At 43.4% G+C, this 19,429-nt stretch carries 13 protein-coding genes; 5 read left to right on the forward strand and 8 right to left on the reverse strand.

The features are described from left to right. Position 1 precedes the first annotated feature (1 nt). The 8 genes from FCL45_RS16055 to FCL45_RS16090 all read right to left on the reverse strand — a co-directional run bounded on the left by FCL45_RS16055 (position 2) and on the right by FCL45_RS16090 (position 8,738). A complete protein-coding gene (locus FCL45_RS16055) occupies positions 2–973 on the reverse strand; it encodes a glycosyltransferase family 2 protein (protein WP_136798301.1) in 972 nt (323 codons plus the stop codon). Beyond that, complete coding sequence (locus FCL45_RS16060; protein WP_136798302.1) at positions 973–1,803, reverse strand: glycosyltransferase family 2 protein; 831 nt, start codon at positions 1,801–1,803, stop codon at positions 973–975. The genes FCL45_RS16055 and FCL45_RS16060 overlap by 1 nt, the downstream gene beginning before the upstream one ends. Positions 1,804–1,854: 51 nt before the next feature. Then, positions 1,855–2,898, reverse strand: coding sequence for a glycosyltransferase family 2 protein (locus FCL45_RS16065; RefSeq protein ID WP_136798303.1), 1,044 nt, complete (start codon positions 2,896–2,898; stop codon positions 1,855–1,857). Between the two features lie 30 nt (positions 2,899–2,928). Beyond that, entirely contained in the window at positions 2,929–3,894 is a 966-nt protein-coding gene (locus FCL45_RS16070; RefSeq protein ID WP_136798304.1) for a glycosyltransferase family 2 protein, read from the reverse strand. A gap of 255 nt (positions 3,895–4,149) precedes the next feature. Beyond that, entirely contained in the window at positions 4,150–5,277 is a 1,128-nt protein-coding gene (locus tag FCL45_RS16075) for a lysylphosphatidylglycerol synthase transmembrane domain-containing protein (RefSeq protein WP_167495811.1), read from the reverse strand. A 194-nt stretch (positions 5,278–5,471) separates the two neighbouring features. Then, positions 5,472–5,642 carry a hypothetical protein gene (locus FCL45_RS16080; protein ID WP_153305556.1) on the reverse strand — a complete coding sequence of 57 codons (171 nt, stop codon included), beginning with the start codon at positions 5,640–5,642 and terminating at the stop codon, positions 5,472–5,474. 73 nt (positions 5,643–5,715) lie between these two features. Beyond that, positions 5,716–7,773: an HAD family hydrolase gene (locus FCL45_RS16085; RefSeq protein ID WP_136798306.1), complete on the reverse strand. Its 2,058-nt coding sequence runs from the start codon at positions 7,771–7,773 to the stop codon at positions 5,716–5,718. 38 nt (positions 7,774–7,811) lie between these two features. After that, the gene (locus FCL45_RS16090; RefSeq protein WP_136798307.1) at positions 7,812–8,738 is read right to left on the reverse strand and encodes a glycosyltransferase family 2 protein; all 927 of its coding nucleotides are present in this window, start codon (positions 8,736–8,738) and stop codon (positions 7,812–7,814) included. Between the two features lie 730 nt (positions 8,739–9,468). Here FCL45_RS16090 and FCL45_RS16095 point away from each other — a divergent pair. From FCL45_RS16095 to FCL45_RS16115, 5 genes are all read left to right on the forward strand, one after another. Continuing rightward, the gene (locus FCL45_RS16095; RefSeq protein ID WP_136798308.1) at positions 9,469–10,287 is read left to right on the forward strand and encodes an ABC transporter permease; all 819 of its coding nucleotides are present in this window, start codon (positions 9,469–9,471) and stop codon (positions 10,285–10,287) included. Between the two features lie 73 nt (positions 10,288–10,360). Next, a complete protein-coding gene (locus FCL45_RS16100) occupies positions 10,361–11,632 on the forward strand; it encodes an ABC transporter ATP-binding protein (RefSeq protein ID WP_217907591.1) in 1,272 nt (423 codons plus the stop codon). A 507-nt stretch (positions 11,633–12,139) separates the two neighbouring features. After that, entirely contained in the window at positions 12,140–14,209 is a 2,070-nt protein-coding gene (locus tag FCL45_RS16105) for a rhamnan synthesis F family protein (protein WP_167495812.1), read from the forward strand. 45 nt (positions 14,210–14,254) lie between these two features. Beyond that, a complete protein-coding gene (locus FCL45_RS16110) occupies positions 14,255–15,121 on the forward strand; it encodes a hypothetical protein (RefSeq protein WP_136798311.1) in 867 nt (288 codons plus the stop codon). 114 nt (positions 15,122–15,235) lie between these two features. Further along, positions 15,236–19,318: a glycosyltransferase gene (locus FCL45_RS16115; protein ID WP_136798312.1), complete on the forward strand. Its 4,083-nt coding sequence runs from the start codon at positions 15,236–15,238 to the stop codon at positions 19,316–19,318. Positions 19,319–19,429 lie beyond the last annotated feature (111 nt).

A 19,429-nucleotide genomic window follows, 5' to 3' on the forward strand; every position in this document is an offset into this window, starting at 1 on the left:
GTCATGCCTGTCTCTGTTTACTCCACCAGGATTTATGCAAACTGAGTTCTGGGACTACTGCGGCTGGTAACTTCTCAAAGTTTTTGCCGGCTTTATAACCAAGATATTTCATTGCGGTCCGAACAGAAAAATCTGCTATCAACCCAAAACGCCTTCTTTGCATAATTTCTGCAAAGCCTGACTTGAAGTAGGCGCCCCCTTTTCTCTCGGCTCTGCCGAAATCCTTGAATAAAGATGCCTCAACAGTGTGAAGTACACCGATATCAAAATACCGTTTAAACTCTTGGGAAATTTTGTAATTATGGCTGTGGTAGACAACAGCTTCGCTCACATATTGTGCGATATAACCCTTTTGCAATAACCTGCCTGCTGCAAATGTGTCTTCTCCAAAAATGAGACTGTCTTTGAAATAGCCAATTTCTGCCAGCGCAGATGCCCTGAAGGCAGCAAAGGAATTTGAGGTGAAAATTGTCCCCAACCCTGCAGTTTTTCGATCCTGATATCTGCGTACCATACTTTGGTCCAGATAATTGAAATGTCGCAGGTGGGCAGCGGCAAATGATGCATCCTGGCGCGGCAATTGGCGCCCATATGTCATAGCCAGCTGCTCCTGGTCAGCAAATGGTGCCACGAGATTTTCAACCGCTTTATCGTCTTTGGGTATTGCATCCTGGGTCATAAACAGCAGCAGTTCGCCTCTGGCTTTCTGTGCCATCATGGTTCTGGTGCCACCATGATCAAAATCTTCCCGGGCTATTATGGTCAGATCCACACCAAAATCGTTACAGATAGCCACCGACCCGTCTGTTGATGAAGAATCCACCACCAGAATCTCCTCAGCCTGTAAGGTCTGGCTGGCAAGGGACTCAAAAAGACTTCTCAGGTACTTCTCGCCATTACATACTGGGATAATAATAGATAGATTCATCGGATCAACTACTCCCCGGCTAGATGTGGGCTCGTCTCCAGCCATCACACTCCGGCCCAACGCACCAGTAGATATTTACACATCGCCCAAACCATATATGGCGAAGGATGCTTCCTGTAAAGAATCACCTCACTCTGTGCTGCAATCTTTCGTAACAGCCAGGAAACTTCGCTGCGTTTTTTCTGCCACCCCCTTGCATGATAGGCTATCAGGTGCGGATCAAAGAGAAGACTCCAGCCTCTTTCCCTCAACCGGAGTGATAACTCTATATCTTCCTTATAAAGAAAAAAATCAGGATCGAATACCAGACCATTATCAGCTTCTAAAGCCGTTCTTCGACAGGCAAACACCGCACCGCAAACCGCAGGCAGATATTGTCTGGATCTTTTTACATCAGCCACCCGCCGTCCCTGATCCCGATCATACCAGCGGCCATACCAGCTTCGAAAAACACCTGTCGAATCTAAATACTGAGAAGGCCTTCGCCTATTGGCATCAAATCCAACCAGCATACCCGATACCACGGCCGACGAAAGATCAGCAGCCATACCTTTCTGAAGTTTTCTGCAGTAATCATAGGGTAATACAACATCAGGGTTGAGAAAGATCACGATCTCAGACTGAGACGTAAGCGCCTTATACCCCATGTTATTCGCACGTGCATATCCGATATTATCAATCTTGATCAGGCGAAAGGGATACCGCTTCTGAAGCCTGTTCAGATATCGTGTATCGGTCGACCCGCTATCGACAATCACCTGCTCTAAAGAAACCTCAACCTGTTGCCGCAATGCTTCAAGACATAACGGCAGCATGACTTGCGAATTATGACTGACGATTACTACAGATACTTCGGGTTTCTTCTTATGCGCCATATCTCACCAATACTCGTGACTGGATCGTGAGAAATTCACGACACTTTTGTGCTACAGAAACCATTTGCTATATGTGTGGAGTAGCCTGTTTCCCTTGCCCTGGGCGGAACGCCTTGAGATTATCGATTGCACAGCCTCCCGCTCACTTGCGATCAACGCTCCGCCAAAATCCTCAACAGATAGAAGATTCCTCAAGTACAGTTGTTCTCTCTTGCGTTTCATATCAGTCAACTGCAAAAGCGCACCTGCCACACCTTTTAGATAGGCCTTTAATTGCCTTTTCTTTATAACAAAGCACAACCACATAATTTGATAGAATAAAATTGCAGGTAAAAAGCGCCAAAGCAGTGAAATCGGATAATTTTTTACCAGGACGTTGATATTATTCCTGGTCGAAAGACGGATAGTAAACGGATTAATCTTAGAGCCGCTGGAAGCGCTACCGATATGGTAGACGACCGCCTGGGAGAGGAATCGGCACTTTAAACCTGCACGGGCTGCTCGCATATTGAGATCAACATCTTCGAGGTAAGCGAAAAAATCTTCGTCGAATAGCCCAACCTTATCGAAAAAACGACGGTTATACAGTGCGGCCCCGGCACATGCACCAAAGACATCTCTATCTTCGGCGAATTGGCCCTTATCCTCCTCCAGGGTGCCAACCTTATAACCCGCCCCCCCGCGAAGCACAGCATCACCTGCCCCGTCCAGGACCTGGCGCTGGTGATAGCTCATCATTTTCAGGCTGAAAAAATCATATCCAGGATATTGCTGAATAGCTCGCCCGAGGACTTCGATACAGTCCCTGGCGATCTCAGTATCATTATTTAAAAGGAGATACCAATCAGTCTCCCCTGCCTTGATACCAGCATTTACTGCAGCACTGAACCCCTGGTTTTGCTCAAAACGTATCAGCCGCACCCAGGGATGATACTCTCTCAAAAAACCCTCTGTATCATCGCACGAACCGTTATCAACCACAGTTACACTAAAAGCACTACAGGACTGTTCTTTGAGTGAACGAAGGCAGCCTGCCAGATAATTCCTGCCATTCCAGCTGGGAATGATAACTTCGATAATAGGTTTTTCGCGCATGTATTCCTCTATCCTCAAGCGAGCAGTTTGTCAGTTGACTCTGGCCGCTCTTCTTTTACTGCCAATGATCCTGCGGACATGATAAACCGGCTTATTCTGTGCCTCATGATAGGTTCGGGCCTGTAACTCGGCCAGAAGCCCCATGGTGATAAATTGAAAACCGATGAAAATCAGCATAACTGCAAGGAGCAGCAACGGACGATCTCCCAGGGGAATACCAAACAGCTGCCGTTGTATTGTCATAATCGTTGCTATTATAAATCCTATTCCGCCGGTCATCACTCCCATAAGACCGAACACCTGGATCGGTCTGGTGGCATAGCACAGCAGGAATTTAACTGTGAGCAAGTCGAGAACCACACGCAGGGTACGTGATATTCCATACTTGGTAGCACCAAACCTTCTTGGTCTGTGATTAACCTTAACTTCAGTGATATCAATCCCCATACCACTTGCAATTGCAGGAATAAACCTGTGCATTTCCCCATAGAGTTTGACGCACTTGATCACTTCTCTGCGAAATGCCTTCAGGGTACAGCCATAATCGTGCAAACTGACTCCAGTCGTAATTGAAATCAGCTTATTGGCAATCATCGAAGGCAGTTTTCTATTTATGAAGGCATCCTTGCGATCATGACGCCAGCCTGTTACCACATCATAGCCCTCTCGTATTTTGTCGAGCATCATCGGGATATCTTTCGGATCATTCTGCAGGTCACCGTCCAGGGTAATGATCACATCTCCAAGCGCGTAATCAAATCCGGCTGCCATTGCCGCAGTCTGACCAAAATTTTTCCTGAAGGTTACAACTGTCACGGTATCGTCTACAGCCTGTATTTCTTCCAGCAACTCGATACTCCTGTCCGTACTGCCATCATCGATGAAGAGAATCTCATGTTCCTCAGGGAGCTTATTCAGTACCTGCTTTAACTCATTATAGAGCAACGGTATGTTCTCTTCCTCATTAAGAATAGGAATCACGACGGAAAGTAGCACAGCCTCTCCTTATAGGTACAAGGGGCACATTCCTCTGTGCAGAAAACACCTTTTATTTGCTTGCGTATTGACCATTTTCTGTGAAAAAACTCTCTTTTACCCGAACAAACCGACAACGGCTTTGAGACCATGGCAAAACAGAAGGAGCACCTAATAAAAGTCAGGCATTATTTTATTTTTACCTGTACGAATGACAACAATCAAATATCAGACCAAAAGTTTGCACATGCTCAGTTTGCAGTTTCCGGCTCAATCTCACAATGGACAGTCAACCGAATCTGTTGTTTTTTCTATTAACTGTTCGGAATATAGTGCGTTTTTCAACGGACTAACCAATTTTCCAGGCTTTTTCTTATCACCGCCTGCAAAGGTGAAGTAAAAAATCATTCCCACAATTCCAAGCAGGAACATCTTAAATCTCAGCAGCAATCCCATAACCAGTGATTCTGCGGGAGGCACTCCGGCGATCATAAAAAAGATCACAAATACAGATTCGAAGTAACCGAGATTACCGAGAATAGTGACAGGCAAATGTGCAAAAAACAGCGCCGCGGGAACCAGTATAGCTACGAGTAATAACTCCACATGAACCCCGAATGCCTTGAATGAAAAATAGACATTGAGTATGGCAATCACATAGAACATCAGGGTTAAAGTGATGAGCTTGAATAGAAATGTCTTGTCCTTTGACATTGTCTGCCATGCGAGGTGCAGACGATGACGTACTTTATCTGTTTTGGCAGCAACAAACCGGATAACGTCTTCGAGTCGTGTCGCCATCCTGGCCACCCTGGCCATCTTCAGTCCATTCAGCCAGAGGATGATATTGCTTGTGAGCACGTTACCGACCCGCAACATCCTATCTGTTATCGATGGTACGAAAATAAGTACTGAAATCACTACCAGGCCGGCAAACCCACTCAAGGATGTAACAAATACAGTTGGATTCTGATAAAGCGCAGGTCGTAATAATGGCATCATCAATACCAGCAGCAGGAGAAAAATAAGTCCGGAAAACCGCTCTATAAAAACTGAAATTGCCGAATAGACCTGATCATTAATCTCATTGCCTCCGTAATAGGCCCGTACGACATCACCACCGACGGTGGAAGGAAGAATATTTGAAAAAAAATAGCCAATGCAATAAATCTGCAACAGCCTGGCAAATGAAACGCGTTTATCACCATGCACCAGAATCAAGCGCCACTTCAGGCAGGATGCTGTCAAAACAGCAGGCCCCATCAGTAAGGACAATAGAAAATAGCCCCAGTGGATCTGCCTCAACACGTCTGCTAACTCACTTCCCCGAACAAAGGAAAAGAGAAGCACGAAGAAGAGAATACTAAAGGCAAATTTTATCAGGATCGTTCCACGAACTCGCACTCTGGACAGCCTATGTACTCCTGCTTGATTGCACAAAGGGATAGCGAAAACAACGTCTGCAATTCAAAACAATCACCACATATTTTAGCTAATTTATTGCCTGCATATCATTACACTACCAATTCCGGCAGCCACTAATAGTCTTTGTTAAGAGACTTAACCCGGCACCAGCGTACGCCACAACAGGGTTATCGTTATCGGACCAATATCTTACGCAACCGGCTATGCACACCTACGACAAAACGTTCATGGCGAACCATAAACCAGAACATCATGCCGGAAAAATAGTGCAGATAGATAAACATTATCAGGCAACGGGGACCAGGCCCTCCCCTGAAGCTTCCCAGTGGAATTAATTTTGACAAAATGAAGGTCCTACACACCCTAAGACTTTCGTTACCTGTCAAATCATAGTTATTATTTAATATCCGTTTCATATTATTCACATATCCTGTCATGGATGTGACGCATAAATAGCCTCACCCGTAGAAGTGGATTGTATTTCAAATGAAATAGCGGATAATCCCAGAGAGTTCTGTTTCTCCTAGCTTTACCTGTGAGTTCCGGCGTGTGCTTACCGTGGAAATCGTCCAGATGATACTTATGTCTGATCTTAGCTATCTCACAACTCTTGGGAAAAGCTAGCTTACTGACCATGAGATAATTCAGCCAGGGTTTGTAATCACTCATATTATAACCGAGGATAGCTGAAGCGGCACCATACCTGGGTGCGGCATCGATGAGACCTCGCTGGAGCGGCGCAAAATACTTATCCTGCTTTTGCTCTGCCCTACCGATATCGTCATCTTCTTGCCTGAACTCCAGTTCATAGCCATTCTCAGTGAGTTTATAACCGTTAAGGGTCGGATGAGGTGCTCTGCATGCTTCCTCAAAAAGATCCCGTGCGTACAATACAGTTGACCCTGCTATATCAAATTTAAATTTATCGTAGATAACCCCTTCGAGCATATTATTTTGATCACTCGGAAACTCAATACCACGTGTCGCACCCAGCAAGAATCCAAACAATCGGGGTTTATCACTTCGATGGCAGACAGCTTCATAGAGGAAACGCTGAATAGTACCAAGCCAGCCGATATCGACCAATGCGATATTGTTATGTTCAAAAAATCCTACATCTTCAAAATACCGTAGCATTGCCTGACCGCTACTTCGCGTCTGTCCTTTAACTTCAGCCTGAAATTCCGCATCTTCGAGCATTTTAAAAAATCTTTGCTCAATCTCAGGGTCATATCCGCTGTGTTGAAAGCTGAGGCAATCATCTGGTTGTAAATTGTATCTTTCCAGATGTGGAAGAAAACCTTCTCCTTTCAGCTTAAAAATTCGGCAAATATCATTGAAGTCTCTGTTGCCTTTGGGAAGAAATGCGATCCTGGCATTGGTTTTAGTAAGGCCCTGATTCGAACAACTGGCGCTTGCCAAAGCCATCCTGCTCACATAGAGATACTCTATCTCGGGCAAACCTCCCTGTGGATAGAGTGAGGGAATTGCCTTCTCCCAAAACTTTTTAAAAGTATACCCCTCCCGCGAGAGGAAAAAGATTTTTGTTATCGACTGTTCGAGACATCGCTCAGCAATGTGCTGCAGAAAGCCACCAATAATCGGTGCCAGAAAACTATAACCTTCGCGATATAGAGCTGGTTGCTCTCTGTTTTCCCCTTCATGGGGCAGCATGAGCTGTTGAAGTGCCCGGCCTCTCCAAAACGGCATTCCCTTGCTGTAGTTGATGTACCGCTTAACAATCGATTTTCTACGTCGCTCAGCGGCATCCTTGAGCACCATAGCTTCTATGCCAAATTCTGTAGGCCGCAATCCATCCGAGATAGGATTATCACCGACATGAAGCCATCCGGTCCTGTCTAATTCAAATTTGTCTGCAATATATTGATAGGCTTTACCAGAGGCCTTGCCCAGAAAAGTATCGGCAGAGGATATCACCTCTTCAACAGAATCAAGAAACCCCGCTCTCCTGACAAGAGTTTTGAGATGCTCAGAAGGGAGATAAATATCCGAAACTACCAACACCCTTTTGCCCTCTGCAGCAAGCTCACGAAGCCAGTTCACTATCTCCATTCTCGGGATAATCATCTGCTGCTCCATACCTAACTCGAACCGGGTAACCCGCGCCAGCAGGTCATCTGTCTGGCTTTCACCAGTTACGCTTTGCAACAACTCAGACATAAACTTCGGATAACAGGCTTCCTGGTCATCAAAGCATTTGCCGGTTTCTTGCCGGTGCCTGCTTTCTATCATGTCACGAAGTTGTTGAACTTCCCTGGCGGTTATTCTTATGCCCAACGAGAGGGCGAGCTCAGATATATACCTGGCAACCGGCTTCTTCACTAGATCAGGGTCATGGAGCCGACGAATGACCAGGGTGTCAAAAAGGTCAAAAGAGACAACCTTCAAGTGAGGCTGCCTTTTGTGGCCATCTTTCAATAAGGCTGAAAGTGAATAATATTCGTTGAAACCCATTCGGTCACGAGTGAGTTGAAGGTTATTATTTAACCACTTTATCCTTGAGCGAAATGAACTTTTTTCTGCAACCAGATACTCAAACTATTGCACAACGCCTTAGCTGCGGGCCTCACACCTCTGTTTACACGATCGGGCTGTAAAACGGTTTTGACCTGCTGCAATTCCTGCTCTAACTCCATCAACCTGCTAGCTCCTGCCTCTGCGTATTTTCTCTCTTCTCGTGGTAACCTGGCCAGCATATATTTCAAGATCACTTGTTTGTCCTGCTCTCTGCCTGTAATGGCAGCTTCCCCCAGGGTGTTCTTTGAATGAATACGATAATAGAGCAGGCGTTCGTTATGGAGATAACTCACACCTTTTGGGTATGCCATCATCATTCTAAAGATGAAATCATAATCGTGCAGGTACCTTAACGAGGTAAATAATCCGACCTCTTGCTGAGCTTTTGTGGTCATGAAGAGGTTTGATGTAGTGACCAGGAGATTCCCTTTAAGAAACGAGGCGTAGAGATCATTGCTGTCGAAAAAGGTTTGTCGATTCTTTCTGTGCCAGATGTTCCAGCCGAAATCAAATTCTGTAAACTCTATACTCGTATCAGAAACAGGAATAACGTCAGTGAAAATACATGCTGCATCACTCTCTTTTTGATGAGCCAATAATTTTTCCAGCCTGTTTTGAGCATATACATCGTCCGAATTCAAAATGGAGATATACTCGCCTTTCGCCAACCCCATGCCGCGGTTTAGCGTATTATAGGCATCTCTATTTTCCTGAAAGAGATATGTGAGACGTTTATCGTCATAACTTTGTACGATCTCCCCTGTTCGATCTGTTGAACCATCATCAATGACAATTAATTCCAGGTCGGCAAAAGTTTGCTGCAGAACGCTTTCCACCGCTGCACCAATATACCTCTCATGGTTATATGCAGGAATGACCACTGAAATAAGAGGTGTCACCATTTGCTCGAAAACTCTCTCCTGGTGTTGAATTTACAGGGGTGTCCGACAGCGAATTCCGGCAGAATGCCTGAAGGTCTTTATCCCTGATCGTGTGCAAATGCGAAGTTATCCTGTTGGAAAAAAAGGCTGGAATACTCTCAAAGTATGTCACAAAGAAAAGTGATTTTGAAGGGGAGGTACGAAAAAAAGCTCTGTAGTTTATGGCTCTTCAGCGCTGTTTGTCAGCTAAGTTAAACATGTATTTCATAAAACAACGGGTAATTACAGCAAATCTCAGACTTCCGTTAATATAAGTTGGATTTTCAGGCCATTCAGTATTAATTGAAAATTTTTCTTTCACACTTTTCAGCTTACAGCATATTACAACCCGACTGTTTTTCTCTTTCTTATATATATCAGGGTATTTCAGCACTTTGCCCTCATCTTTACACTAAAAACTATCTGGGTTTCCCATGCATTCAGGAGAATTAAACAAATCCCAAAAGATCCCTCATTCACCAAACGGGTTAGAGTCCCACAGTTGAGTCGCATCCTATCATGAGGTTGCTACTGAAAATTTGTATCAATAGTATGAATTTCAGAGAAATATCTTTACCTGCACTGCTTTTATGGGTTAGGATTTATCCAGTCTACTGGTTCAGAATTGCCACACTGACCCGTTCAGGCAGTAACAATAACTCAATCTATAATTCGACTCACCATAGACTTACAGCTCGAACAAAGCGAACATATGCAACATTTTCCAATGACACCCAAAGAGATGGTCATCAGCCCATGGCGTAACCGCTATCTGCTGAAAAAGGCCATTCAACGGGAAATAAACGGGCGATACAGAGGCTCCATTTTAGGAATACTCTGGTCATTCTTTACGCCCTTGCTCATGCTCAGCGTCTATACTTTTGTGTTCAGCGTGGTATTCAAGGCAAGATGGAGCGGCGGATCTGGTTCAAAAACAGAATTCGCCCTGATACTTTTTTCAGGACTTATGGTGTTCAACCTCTTTGCAGAGTGCGTGAACCGAGCGCCCACGATGATTTTGGGACATAGCGATTATGTAAAACGGGTGATTTATCCGCTTGAGATCCTGCCGTTGGTAACCATGGGTTCAGCAATATTTCAGACTACCATCAGCTTAGGTGTATGGTTATTGGCCTACGTTGTCCTTTTTGGTATCCCCCAAGTGACGGTATTTTTACTACCCCTGGTACTAATGCCACTGGTCTTTCTCACATTAGGAATATGCTGGTGGCTGGCGGCCCTGGGAGTATATTTACGCGATGTATCACAAATCATAGGTATCATCACAACAGCAATGCTGTTTTTATCCCCGATTTTCTATTCAGCATCACGGTTGCCGGAAAACTATCAAAAGATTCTGAAACTGAACCCGCTGACCCTGATAATTGAACACACACGTGGCATCCTGCTTTGGGGGAGATTACCAGACTCAATCACTCTGATCATCCAATATATCCTGACCATTTCAATCTGCTACATGGGATTTGCCTGGTTCCAGAAAACTCGAAAAGGGTTCGCCGATGTCCTGTGAAGTCCCAATTCTGATCAAAGATCTGTCAAAATGCTATCAGATCTATGACAGACCTCATCATAGGCTATTGCAGATGATTCACCGCGGGCATCGTCAGTACTACCACGAATTCTGGGCATTAAAAAACTTATCGATGAACGTTGAGAGAGGAGAAACAGTTGGAATAATTGGTCGAAATGGTGCAGGTAAGTCAACGCTGTTGAAAATGATATGCGGTACTCTAAACCCAACTAAAGGTACTATTAAGACAAATGGTAGAATAGCAGCAATTCTCGAACTTGGTACGGGCTTTAATCCTGAATTCACAGGCAGGGAAAATGTCTACCTTAAAGCTTCGATCCTTGGGTTAAAAAACAAAGAGATTGATGATCGTTTCGGCTCCATCGCAGATTTCGCAGAGATAGGCGACTTTATCGATCAACCTGTACGCACCTACTCTAGCGGAATGCTGGTCCGCCTGGCATTTGCAGTCTCAGTAAACGTTGACCCAGAAATTCTCATTGTCGATGAGGCTCTCTCTGTAGGAGATGAACGTTTCCAGAGAAAATGCTTTTCGAGAATTGAGTCGATACGAAACAGCGGTGCAACCATTCTCTTCGTATCACACTCCGGCTCCACGGTAATCCAACTCTGCGACCGAGCCATTCTCCTGGAAGACGGTGCAAAGCTTGCTGAGGGCATGCCTAAAAAAATATACGGCTATTACCAAAAATTGCTGTATGCCCCTGATGACAAAAAAGACTTTGTTAAATTAAGCATAGTAGCCGATGAGCCATTACCAGCAGCTATAGAATCTGACCAGAAGGTGGCAGAAGTAAATACACAAGCCCCAGATCGACAACAACAAGATGCTGAAAACTTCAACCCGGATCTGGTCCCTACCAGTACTATCGAATATGAGTCTTGCGGTGCTGTGATTTACAACCCGCAAATACTCACTTTAAGTGGGAAGATCGTTAACAATCTTGTTCGTTCAAAACGTTATATTTACAACTACGCTGTCGATTTTACAGAAGATGTTCAAAACGTACGTTTTGGCATGTTAATAAAAACCAAAACAGGTGTAGAACTCGGTGGCGCGACCTCTGCCTGTTCACTTCATGAAATGGTGGAGTTCATTCCTGCTGGAACGAAATATTCGGTGCAGTTCAATTTCCGCTGCGCACTTAATGAAGGTACGTATTTTCTCAACGCAGGAGTTATAGGCGAAATTTCAGGTGTTGAAACTGTTTTACACCGTTTGCTTGACCTGGCAATGTTCAAAGTTCAGCCTGAACCGAAACGCCTGACAACTGCCATTATCGACTTTGATTGCAAACCTGATTTTTCGATTCTTAAAAACTAACGCCACATGAATAAGATAAATCATCTAGACAACCAACAACTACAGGATGAATTAACATCATTACGTGCATTTAAGGAACAGGTGCGAGGTTCCAGGTCATGGAGGTTCACTTCACCATTGCGGCACCTAGCTAGGAAGCTGACTCGTTTAGGTTCCATACCTGATATCACCTCCCGACTGCAGGACATAACAACTCAATCTAACCTCCAGAGGTCCTTTGATCCGCTTTTTTATAAACGCGCTTATCCTGAATCATCAAATGATCCTCGCAAACATTACCTAACGTACGGGCTGCCTTCAGGAAAACCGGGCACAGCCCCGGTGCTAATAACAGAAAAGCAGATAACTCTGCTCGATTCAACCAAGCAGACTGTCCTCCTGGTTGTGCATGACTCAGATCATTCAGGCACTCCGGTTCTTACCTATAATATTGCCAGGCATCTGCGAACTCAGTTCAACGTAATCCTACTTCCGCTTCATGGAGGTAAGCTGATACCTGCATTCTCCATGTCCGCAGATGTATGCATTGAGCCATTCCCCGATGGTTACAATGAAAATGTGGCCTCAGCTGTTCTCGATGATTTCCTGGCCAGAGGCTTAATCGATTTTGCTATTGTAAACAGTATCGTTTCAAGATCAGTTCTTCGCATACTCGCCGAGCATTACATCCCGTCTGTATGTCTGATCCACGAATTTCCAACATATATCCGGCCTAAAAATGCATCATTGCAGGTACAGTTATGGGCCACCAGAACAATTTACTCTGCGAGACTGGTTTACGAAAACACTGCTGAGCAGTGTCCTGAATTGAAAGAGTCAAACGCACTTATCATCCCTCAGGGAAAGTGTTCTCCGCCTGAAAATGACACACATTCAGGATCGCTATCTGATCCTCTAGCTACTATTGAGGATGCACTTGACCTTCTAAAGTCTTACCAATTACCTGATGGTGCCATACTCATCATTGGCGTAGGTACCGTTGAGTTTCGCAAAGGGGTCGACCTATTTATAGATTGCGCCAGTCGACTACTTCATGCTTGTACTGATCTTCCCCTGCTTTTTGCATGGATTGGACCCGGCTATGATCCTGAATCAGACCTGAATTATTCAACCTTTCTAAAAGATCAGATACATAGACTCGGCTTGACCGATAAATTCGTTTTTACCGGACATATCCAACAAATAGGTAAAATTTACGAAATGGCAGATGTGCTCTTTTTAAGCTCTCGTCTCGACCCATTACCTAACACCGCTATAGAAGCTATGAGTTCAGGTGTGCCTGTTGTATGTTTTCAGAACGCCTCTGGAATAGCCGATGTTCTCACCGACTTTAACATGGATCGCGAATGTGTCGTTCCTTATCTTAGAACCGATCTGGCGGCTCAAAAAATTGCCGCGCTATGTAACAAAACCGCACTTAGGACTTATGTAGGGAACACTCTTAAAAAGCAGGCCTCCAGCACTTTTGATATGGGTAACTACTCAGGGCAACTTGCAGATATTGCGCTTAACTGCACCCAAACAGTCAATAAAGAAAAGGAAGAGTGTCTTCGTCTCATCAACAGTGACCTTATTGATCTCTCTTTTTTCCCCCCCCCTACTTTGGGTCCGCTTACTCAGCAACAGGCCGCCCGCTTATTCGTGCGCTCATGGCGAAGCGGTGTGCAGCGCAGAAAACCTTTTCCAGGCTTCCATCCCGGGATCTATGCCGAACTAAATGATGTCGATTTATCCAGCTCAACCCCCCTCATTCACTTTATTGATGCAGGCAGACCAAAAGGCCGTTGGCGATCCCGGCTGATTAGTCCCTCAAAAAATAGCTGTTTTGAAAATCCTGAACTGAATAGCCAGCTAAAGATAGGCCTCCATATCCATTGCTATTACCCTGAATTACTTTCGGGGTTGATTGAGCAAATTAGCAGGCAACCACTCAAGCAATTCGACCTGCTTGTAAGTACAACGACTGACGATGGCTTCCGCCTAGCTAAAAAGGTGACTGACTCCTGGCAATCAGGCAAAGCAATCTGCCGTAAAGTCCCTAATAAAGGTCGTGATATCGGTCCATTTTTAACTGAGTTCGGCGACAGAATCATCAACGATTACGATATAATTGGCCATTTCCATACAAAAAAAAGCCTTGCTGTTGCTGATAATGGGGTAGTTCAGGTCTGGGTTGATTATCTGCTAGAGCATCTGATTGGCGCAAATCATCATATGATACCGACAATCCTTGATGCTTTTGCGAGAAGCCCAAAGCTTGGACTCGTCTTCCCCGAAGATCCATACATTGTCGGGTGGTCAGCCAATCATCACACAGCCAGACAATTAGCCGAAGAACTGGGAATTGAAGATATAGGTTATAAATTCTTTAACTTCCCGGTCGGCAACATGTTTTGGGCTCGCCCGGAGGCTTTGTCATCACTATTTCTGCGCAACTTTCAATGGGATGATTACCCAGAGGAGCCATTGGCTAACGATGGCTCCCTCCTTCACGCCCTTGAGAGGATGATCCCATTAATAGTACAAAAGCACGGATTTCGACACGCCTTGACCTATATACCAGGAATGACGAGGTAATATAATACGACAACTGCACTGCTCTGTATAAACTATAGGAATAGAATGCAGCTATTTTCAAAAATACGCGACCAGTTCATCAAACCCAAAGAGCACTTGGACATCACCATTGTTGGCAGCTGCCTATCAAATTTTGTTGTTTCGAGCTATCTCGAAAAGCATCTTCCACCGAACCTGCCAATTCGCCGCCTAACAAGCGCCTTACAATTGCGTACTGATATTATTCTTGAGTTACTGGAACACAAAGGCATGGACATCGACCTCGTTGAACATTATCTCAAAGCCGGAAAGTGGGGAAAAAGTGCTACCCAACACAAATATGCCCAATGGTTCTCTTCATTCGTCCTTGAAAAATGTCTAGAGTCAAGAAACATCCATGACGATTGTCCTGATCTGCTGATCATGGATTCTCTTTGTGATATTCGCCATAGCCTTTATGCCCATCGCAGTAAAGGCTGGAAAGCATTTTTTGGTAATATTCAATTCAGTGACGCCTCAGTAGAAAAAAACTTTACAAATGAATTCTCCCACATCGGCCTGCTTCCTGCTGATGAGCAACTCAAAAAACTAATCAGGCTAGTAATGCACTTCAAAAAAAGAAACTCAAGCCTAAGAGTTGTTTATATGCATTTCCCTTTAAATCCTAATTATGTAGATCAGAAGTGGATAGCCCGCAGCTCTCATTTCGAGATGTTACTCAATGTCTTTTTGGAAAGAGATAAGCATAAGGATATTCTCTCAATTTCTGTTCCTGAAAAGTTGAATATCCCAGTGACTGACCCTGAACATCCAAATTACAGCCCCCAGATATGGAATCATTTTTACCCGGAAACATATAATTTTTTCGCGGAGCATATCTCACATTTTATACTTAATAGAAAACCTATGTTCAAGCCATCAGGCACAAATTAACACTGTGATCCCAGACTACAATCGGTTTCGTTTATATCGCATATTTTTTCTTATGTATGCATAGGCTTAACATTATTATCCCAAAATATCTCAACCGGAAAACAGGCTATTCTCATGAAAAAATGTCTCTTAATCCTTGGTATGCATCGTAGTGGAACTTCTGCTTTTACCGGTACACTTAATAACCTTGGGGTTAATCTCGGAAAAAACCTGATGCCTTCGAAACCTGACAATCCCAAAGGTTTTTTTGAGAATCGCATAGTCCACGATATAAACAACGACATTTTTACCCTCTTGAATTCTCATTGGAGCGATATTTTCCCCCTTTCCGAAAAATGGTGGGAATCACCTATCATCAGACCTTTTCATCGTAGAATTTCATCATTTATTAATAACGAATTCAATGACAACGCCATATTTGCACTGAAAGATCCCCGGCTATGCCGTTTGGCACCAATCTGGATTCAGGTTCTAAAAGAAAATAATATCGAACCGTTTTTTGTATTAATCGCACGCAACCCGGCAGAAGTTGCTGCTTCTTTGAAAGAACGGAACGATATGGCGCCTGAGGTTGCAATGCATTTATGGTTCAGACATGTACTTGAAGCCGAATTTCAGACGAGAGATCATCATAGAGGATTTGTATCTTTCGAAAAACTTATAGAACAGCCTAACACTTCTGTTCTCGGTACCATTAAACAACTCAGACTAGAATCAGATATCGATACCACTCCACTTGTTCAGGCCGAAACCAATTTTATAGATAAAAGCATGCGTCACCATGTCATCACTAATTCTGATGATTCCACCTTCAAACTTGCTGCAACTTGCTATGAGATCTTACAATCTCTATCTGAAAACATCTTGGCACCAATAACCATCCATGAAAAGTTCGACGAAATTCGAAACGAATACCAAAATCTATTCGATATTTTTCTCAGTGAAGAGATGTGCGATTTAGCAAAAATGCGATCCATAATAACTACTTGTGGTGAAGAAATTTCACATCTCAAACAGCGACACAAGGAAGAACTGAAGCTCGTTCAGGATAAAGCAGACCAGGAACTTGAAGTTCTTCATGAACAATATGAAGGCAAGATGAAAGGTGCTCTATTCACGTTGAAGTGTCAAAATGAATTCGCTGCTACAGAATCTCAGAAACTAATCAATAAACTGAAAACTGAAAACGAACTGCTCAAAGCACATCTCAGTCACTCACAAACAACTGTTGAGCAGATGCAGGAAACCCTGGGTTGGCAATTAGCAGATAAAACAAGGGCAGTAGCCCATAAACTTTTACCCCCTGATTCTCTGCGAAGACGCGCTGGTCGGGTATCAGTGCGCAGCGCAAAAGTTCTGATACAAGAGGGGCCAAAATCTTTGCTGCAAAAAAGTGGCAATAAAATAATCGGTTCAAAGTTATCATTTCAAGATACTCTACTTGAATCGTTAAATATAAACCCTGATTCCGAAAATTCATTACATTTTAAGGAGAATGATAACGTACAAGCCAGCATTATTATTCCAGTCTACAATAACTGGTCATACACCTGGAAATGTCTTCTCTCAATTTACCACCGTACCGAAGGGAATTACGAGATTATCATTGTTGATAACGGCTCAACAGATGAGACACCGAAAAGATTGGCTAAATGTACCGGGATTACGGTAATAACCAACTCAACCAACGAGGTATTTGTTACCGGATGCAATCAGGGCGCTGAGGCGGCTAATGGTGAATACCTAATTTTCTTAAATAATGATACAGAAGTGACTATTGGTTGGCTACAGGCACTGCTGGCCCCCTTTAGTGACCCGAAAACTGGAATCGTTGGCGGACGCTTACTGTATCCGGACGGTAGCTTACAAGAAGCTGGAAATATTGTATGGAGTGACGGTAATGGCTGGAACTATGGCCATGGAGACGATCCTTACCTACCTCAATACTCCTATCGTAAAGAAGTCGATTACTGTTCAGGTGCCTGCCTTGCTATTCCACAAAATCTTTGGCAAAAACTTGGCGGATTCGATATTCGTTATCGTCCTGCATACTATGAAGACACCGATCTTTGTTTTAGTGCCAGGAAATATGGCTATAAAGTAATTTACCAGCCAGAGGCGCAGGTAATTCATCACGGAGGGGCCTCCGCAGGTACTAATACAAGTCAAGGTTACAAAAAGTACCAGGAGATCAACAAAGCGAAGTTCCAGCACAAGTGGAAGCACACCTTAACAAGAGATCATTATTCCGATCCCAGTATGCTGTACCTGGCAAGAGAGCGTGGAGCAGAGAAGAGAATTTTAATTATTGACCATTATGCACCGACCTTCGATAAAGACTCAGGTTCTCTCAGAATGTTCAGCCTGATTCAAATCTTTCAAGAACTGGGCTTTAAGGTGCTTTTCTGGCCTGACAATCGGGAGTATGACAAGAGATATACCCTTGAACTTCAGAGGTTGGGAGTAGAAGTGTTTTTTGGTGATACCACCTTCGAGCAATTCATTATCGAATATGGCAAATACCTGGACGTCGTCCTCCTTTCAAGACCATATATCGCTAAGAATTACATCCATCTAGTTAAAACCAACTCGAATGCCATCACCATCTTCGATACTGTTGACCTTCATTATCTTAGGGAAGAGAGGAAGGCAAAGCTTATAGTAGAACAATGGAAAAACCTGGAATTCTATTTGGCAAATGAAACTGATGCAACTCTTGTTGTTAGCCCAACTGAAAAAGAGATACTTAGCCAGGAAGAATTTATCGATAAAGTGCACATTGTCAGCAACGTTCATCAACTTCAAGATTGCAACAATAACTTCATAGACCGCACCGGATTGATGTTCATAGGTGGTTTTAATCATCCACCAAACGAAGATGGAATACTGTGGTTCGTGAATGCTGTTTTACCATTAATCAAGAGAAAACTTCCAGGCATTCACTTAACAATCGTTGGCAGCAATCCATCTCAGGAATTACAAAATCTCCAAAATCAGACCATTGATGTAACTGGTTATGTAGAGGATGTGAGTACATATTTTGAAGATGCTCGGGTCTTCGTGTGCCCTTTGAGGTATGGAGCAGGAGTCAAGGGAAAATTGGGGCAAAGTATTAGCTATGGGTTACCTGTAGTAACAACATCTGTTGGCGCTGAAGGCATGGGACTGTCACATGGAGTCAATGCCTTGATAGCAGACCAAGCAGAAGATTTCGCACAAAACGTAATCGAACTTTATACAGACGCGAACACATGGCAAAAGATATCAAATAATAGCAGGAAGGTTATAGAGGAAAATTTCTCTATACCTGTGATAAAAAATTCACTAATTAATATTTTCGACCAAAATAAAAGTGACAACAAACCAAGGTATATTTTATTACATTGTCATCTTTTTAAAAATGCAGGAACAACATTTGATTGGAGTCTTCACAGATTTTTTGGCGCGAAGTTTTACGAACATCATGATGATGAACAGATGAAACGTGGACGCAAGTATCTCGGACCATTCCTCAAAGAGAATAAGGGTATATCTGCGCTTACCAGTCATCATGTTACATTTCCGTTACCAACCGAAGAAAGTCTTCATTTGATACCTGCGATTATATTTCGCCATCCCATAGACAGGATTGGCTCCGTCTACTCATTTGAGAGACAGCAATTTTCAAACACTCCAGGTGCTAAGAAAGCAAAAGAGTTGTCTTTCAAAGACTATGTAGGATGGAGGTTGTTAAAAAATACAGGCGCAACGATACGAAATTACCAAACAAGGTATTTTATTGAAGAAGACTCAGCAGATTTAACACAGTATCATTTCGAGGTCGCCCTCGATGAAATAGAAAAGATACCTTTGATTGGTGTTGTTGAACGCTATGATGAAACCATGGTTGTGTTTGAACATTATCTTGATCATTTTTTCCCACATATAGATTTATCCTACATAAGGCAGAATGTTTCAAACAGCAGAGATAACGTCATAACAAAGCGTATAGCAACGATAAAAACAAGCCTTGGGCCGCAGTTATTTGAAAAAGTTATTGAAAGTAATGGTTATGATTTGAAAATACATGATATCGCCAACCGGAAACTCGATTGTCAAATTAGTCAAATTACCAATTTTGAAAAGAAATTATCAGACTTCAAAGATCGATGCCGGATGCTGCAACTTTCTGCAAACTCATCTGTTGATAAAAATTAGATTACTCATTGATTATTTATCTGAAAGACAGCTGGATTAGTACAATAAGTGCAACACACTGAATATGGAAAAGTGAGTGAGTTGAAGGTATGGTGTCAGCTCCTACACTTA

The sequence above is a fragment of the Desulfosediminicola ganghwensis genome, assembly GCF_005116675.2.
GTDB lineage: Bacteria > Desulfobacterota > Desulfobulbia > Desulfobulbales > Desulfocapsaceae > Desulfopila > Desulfopila ganghwensis.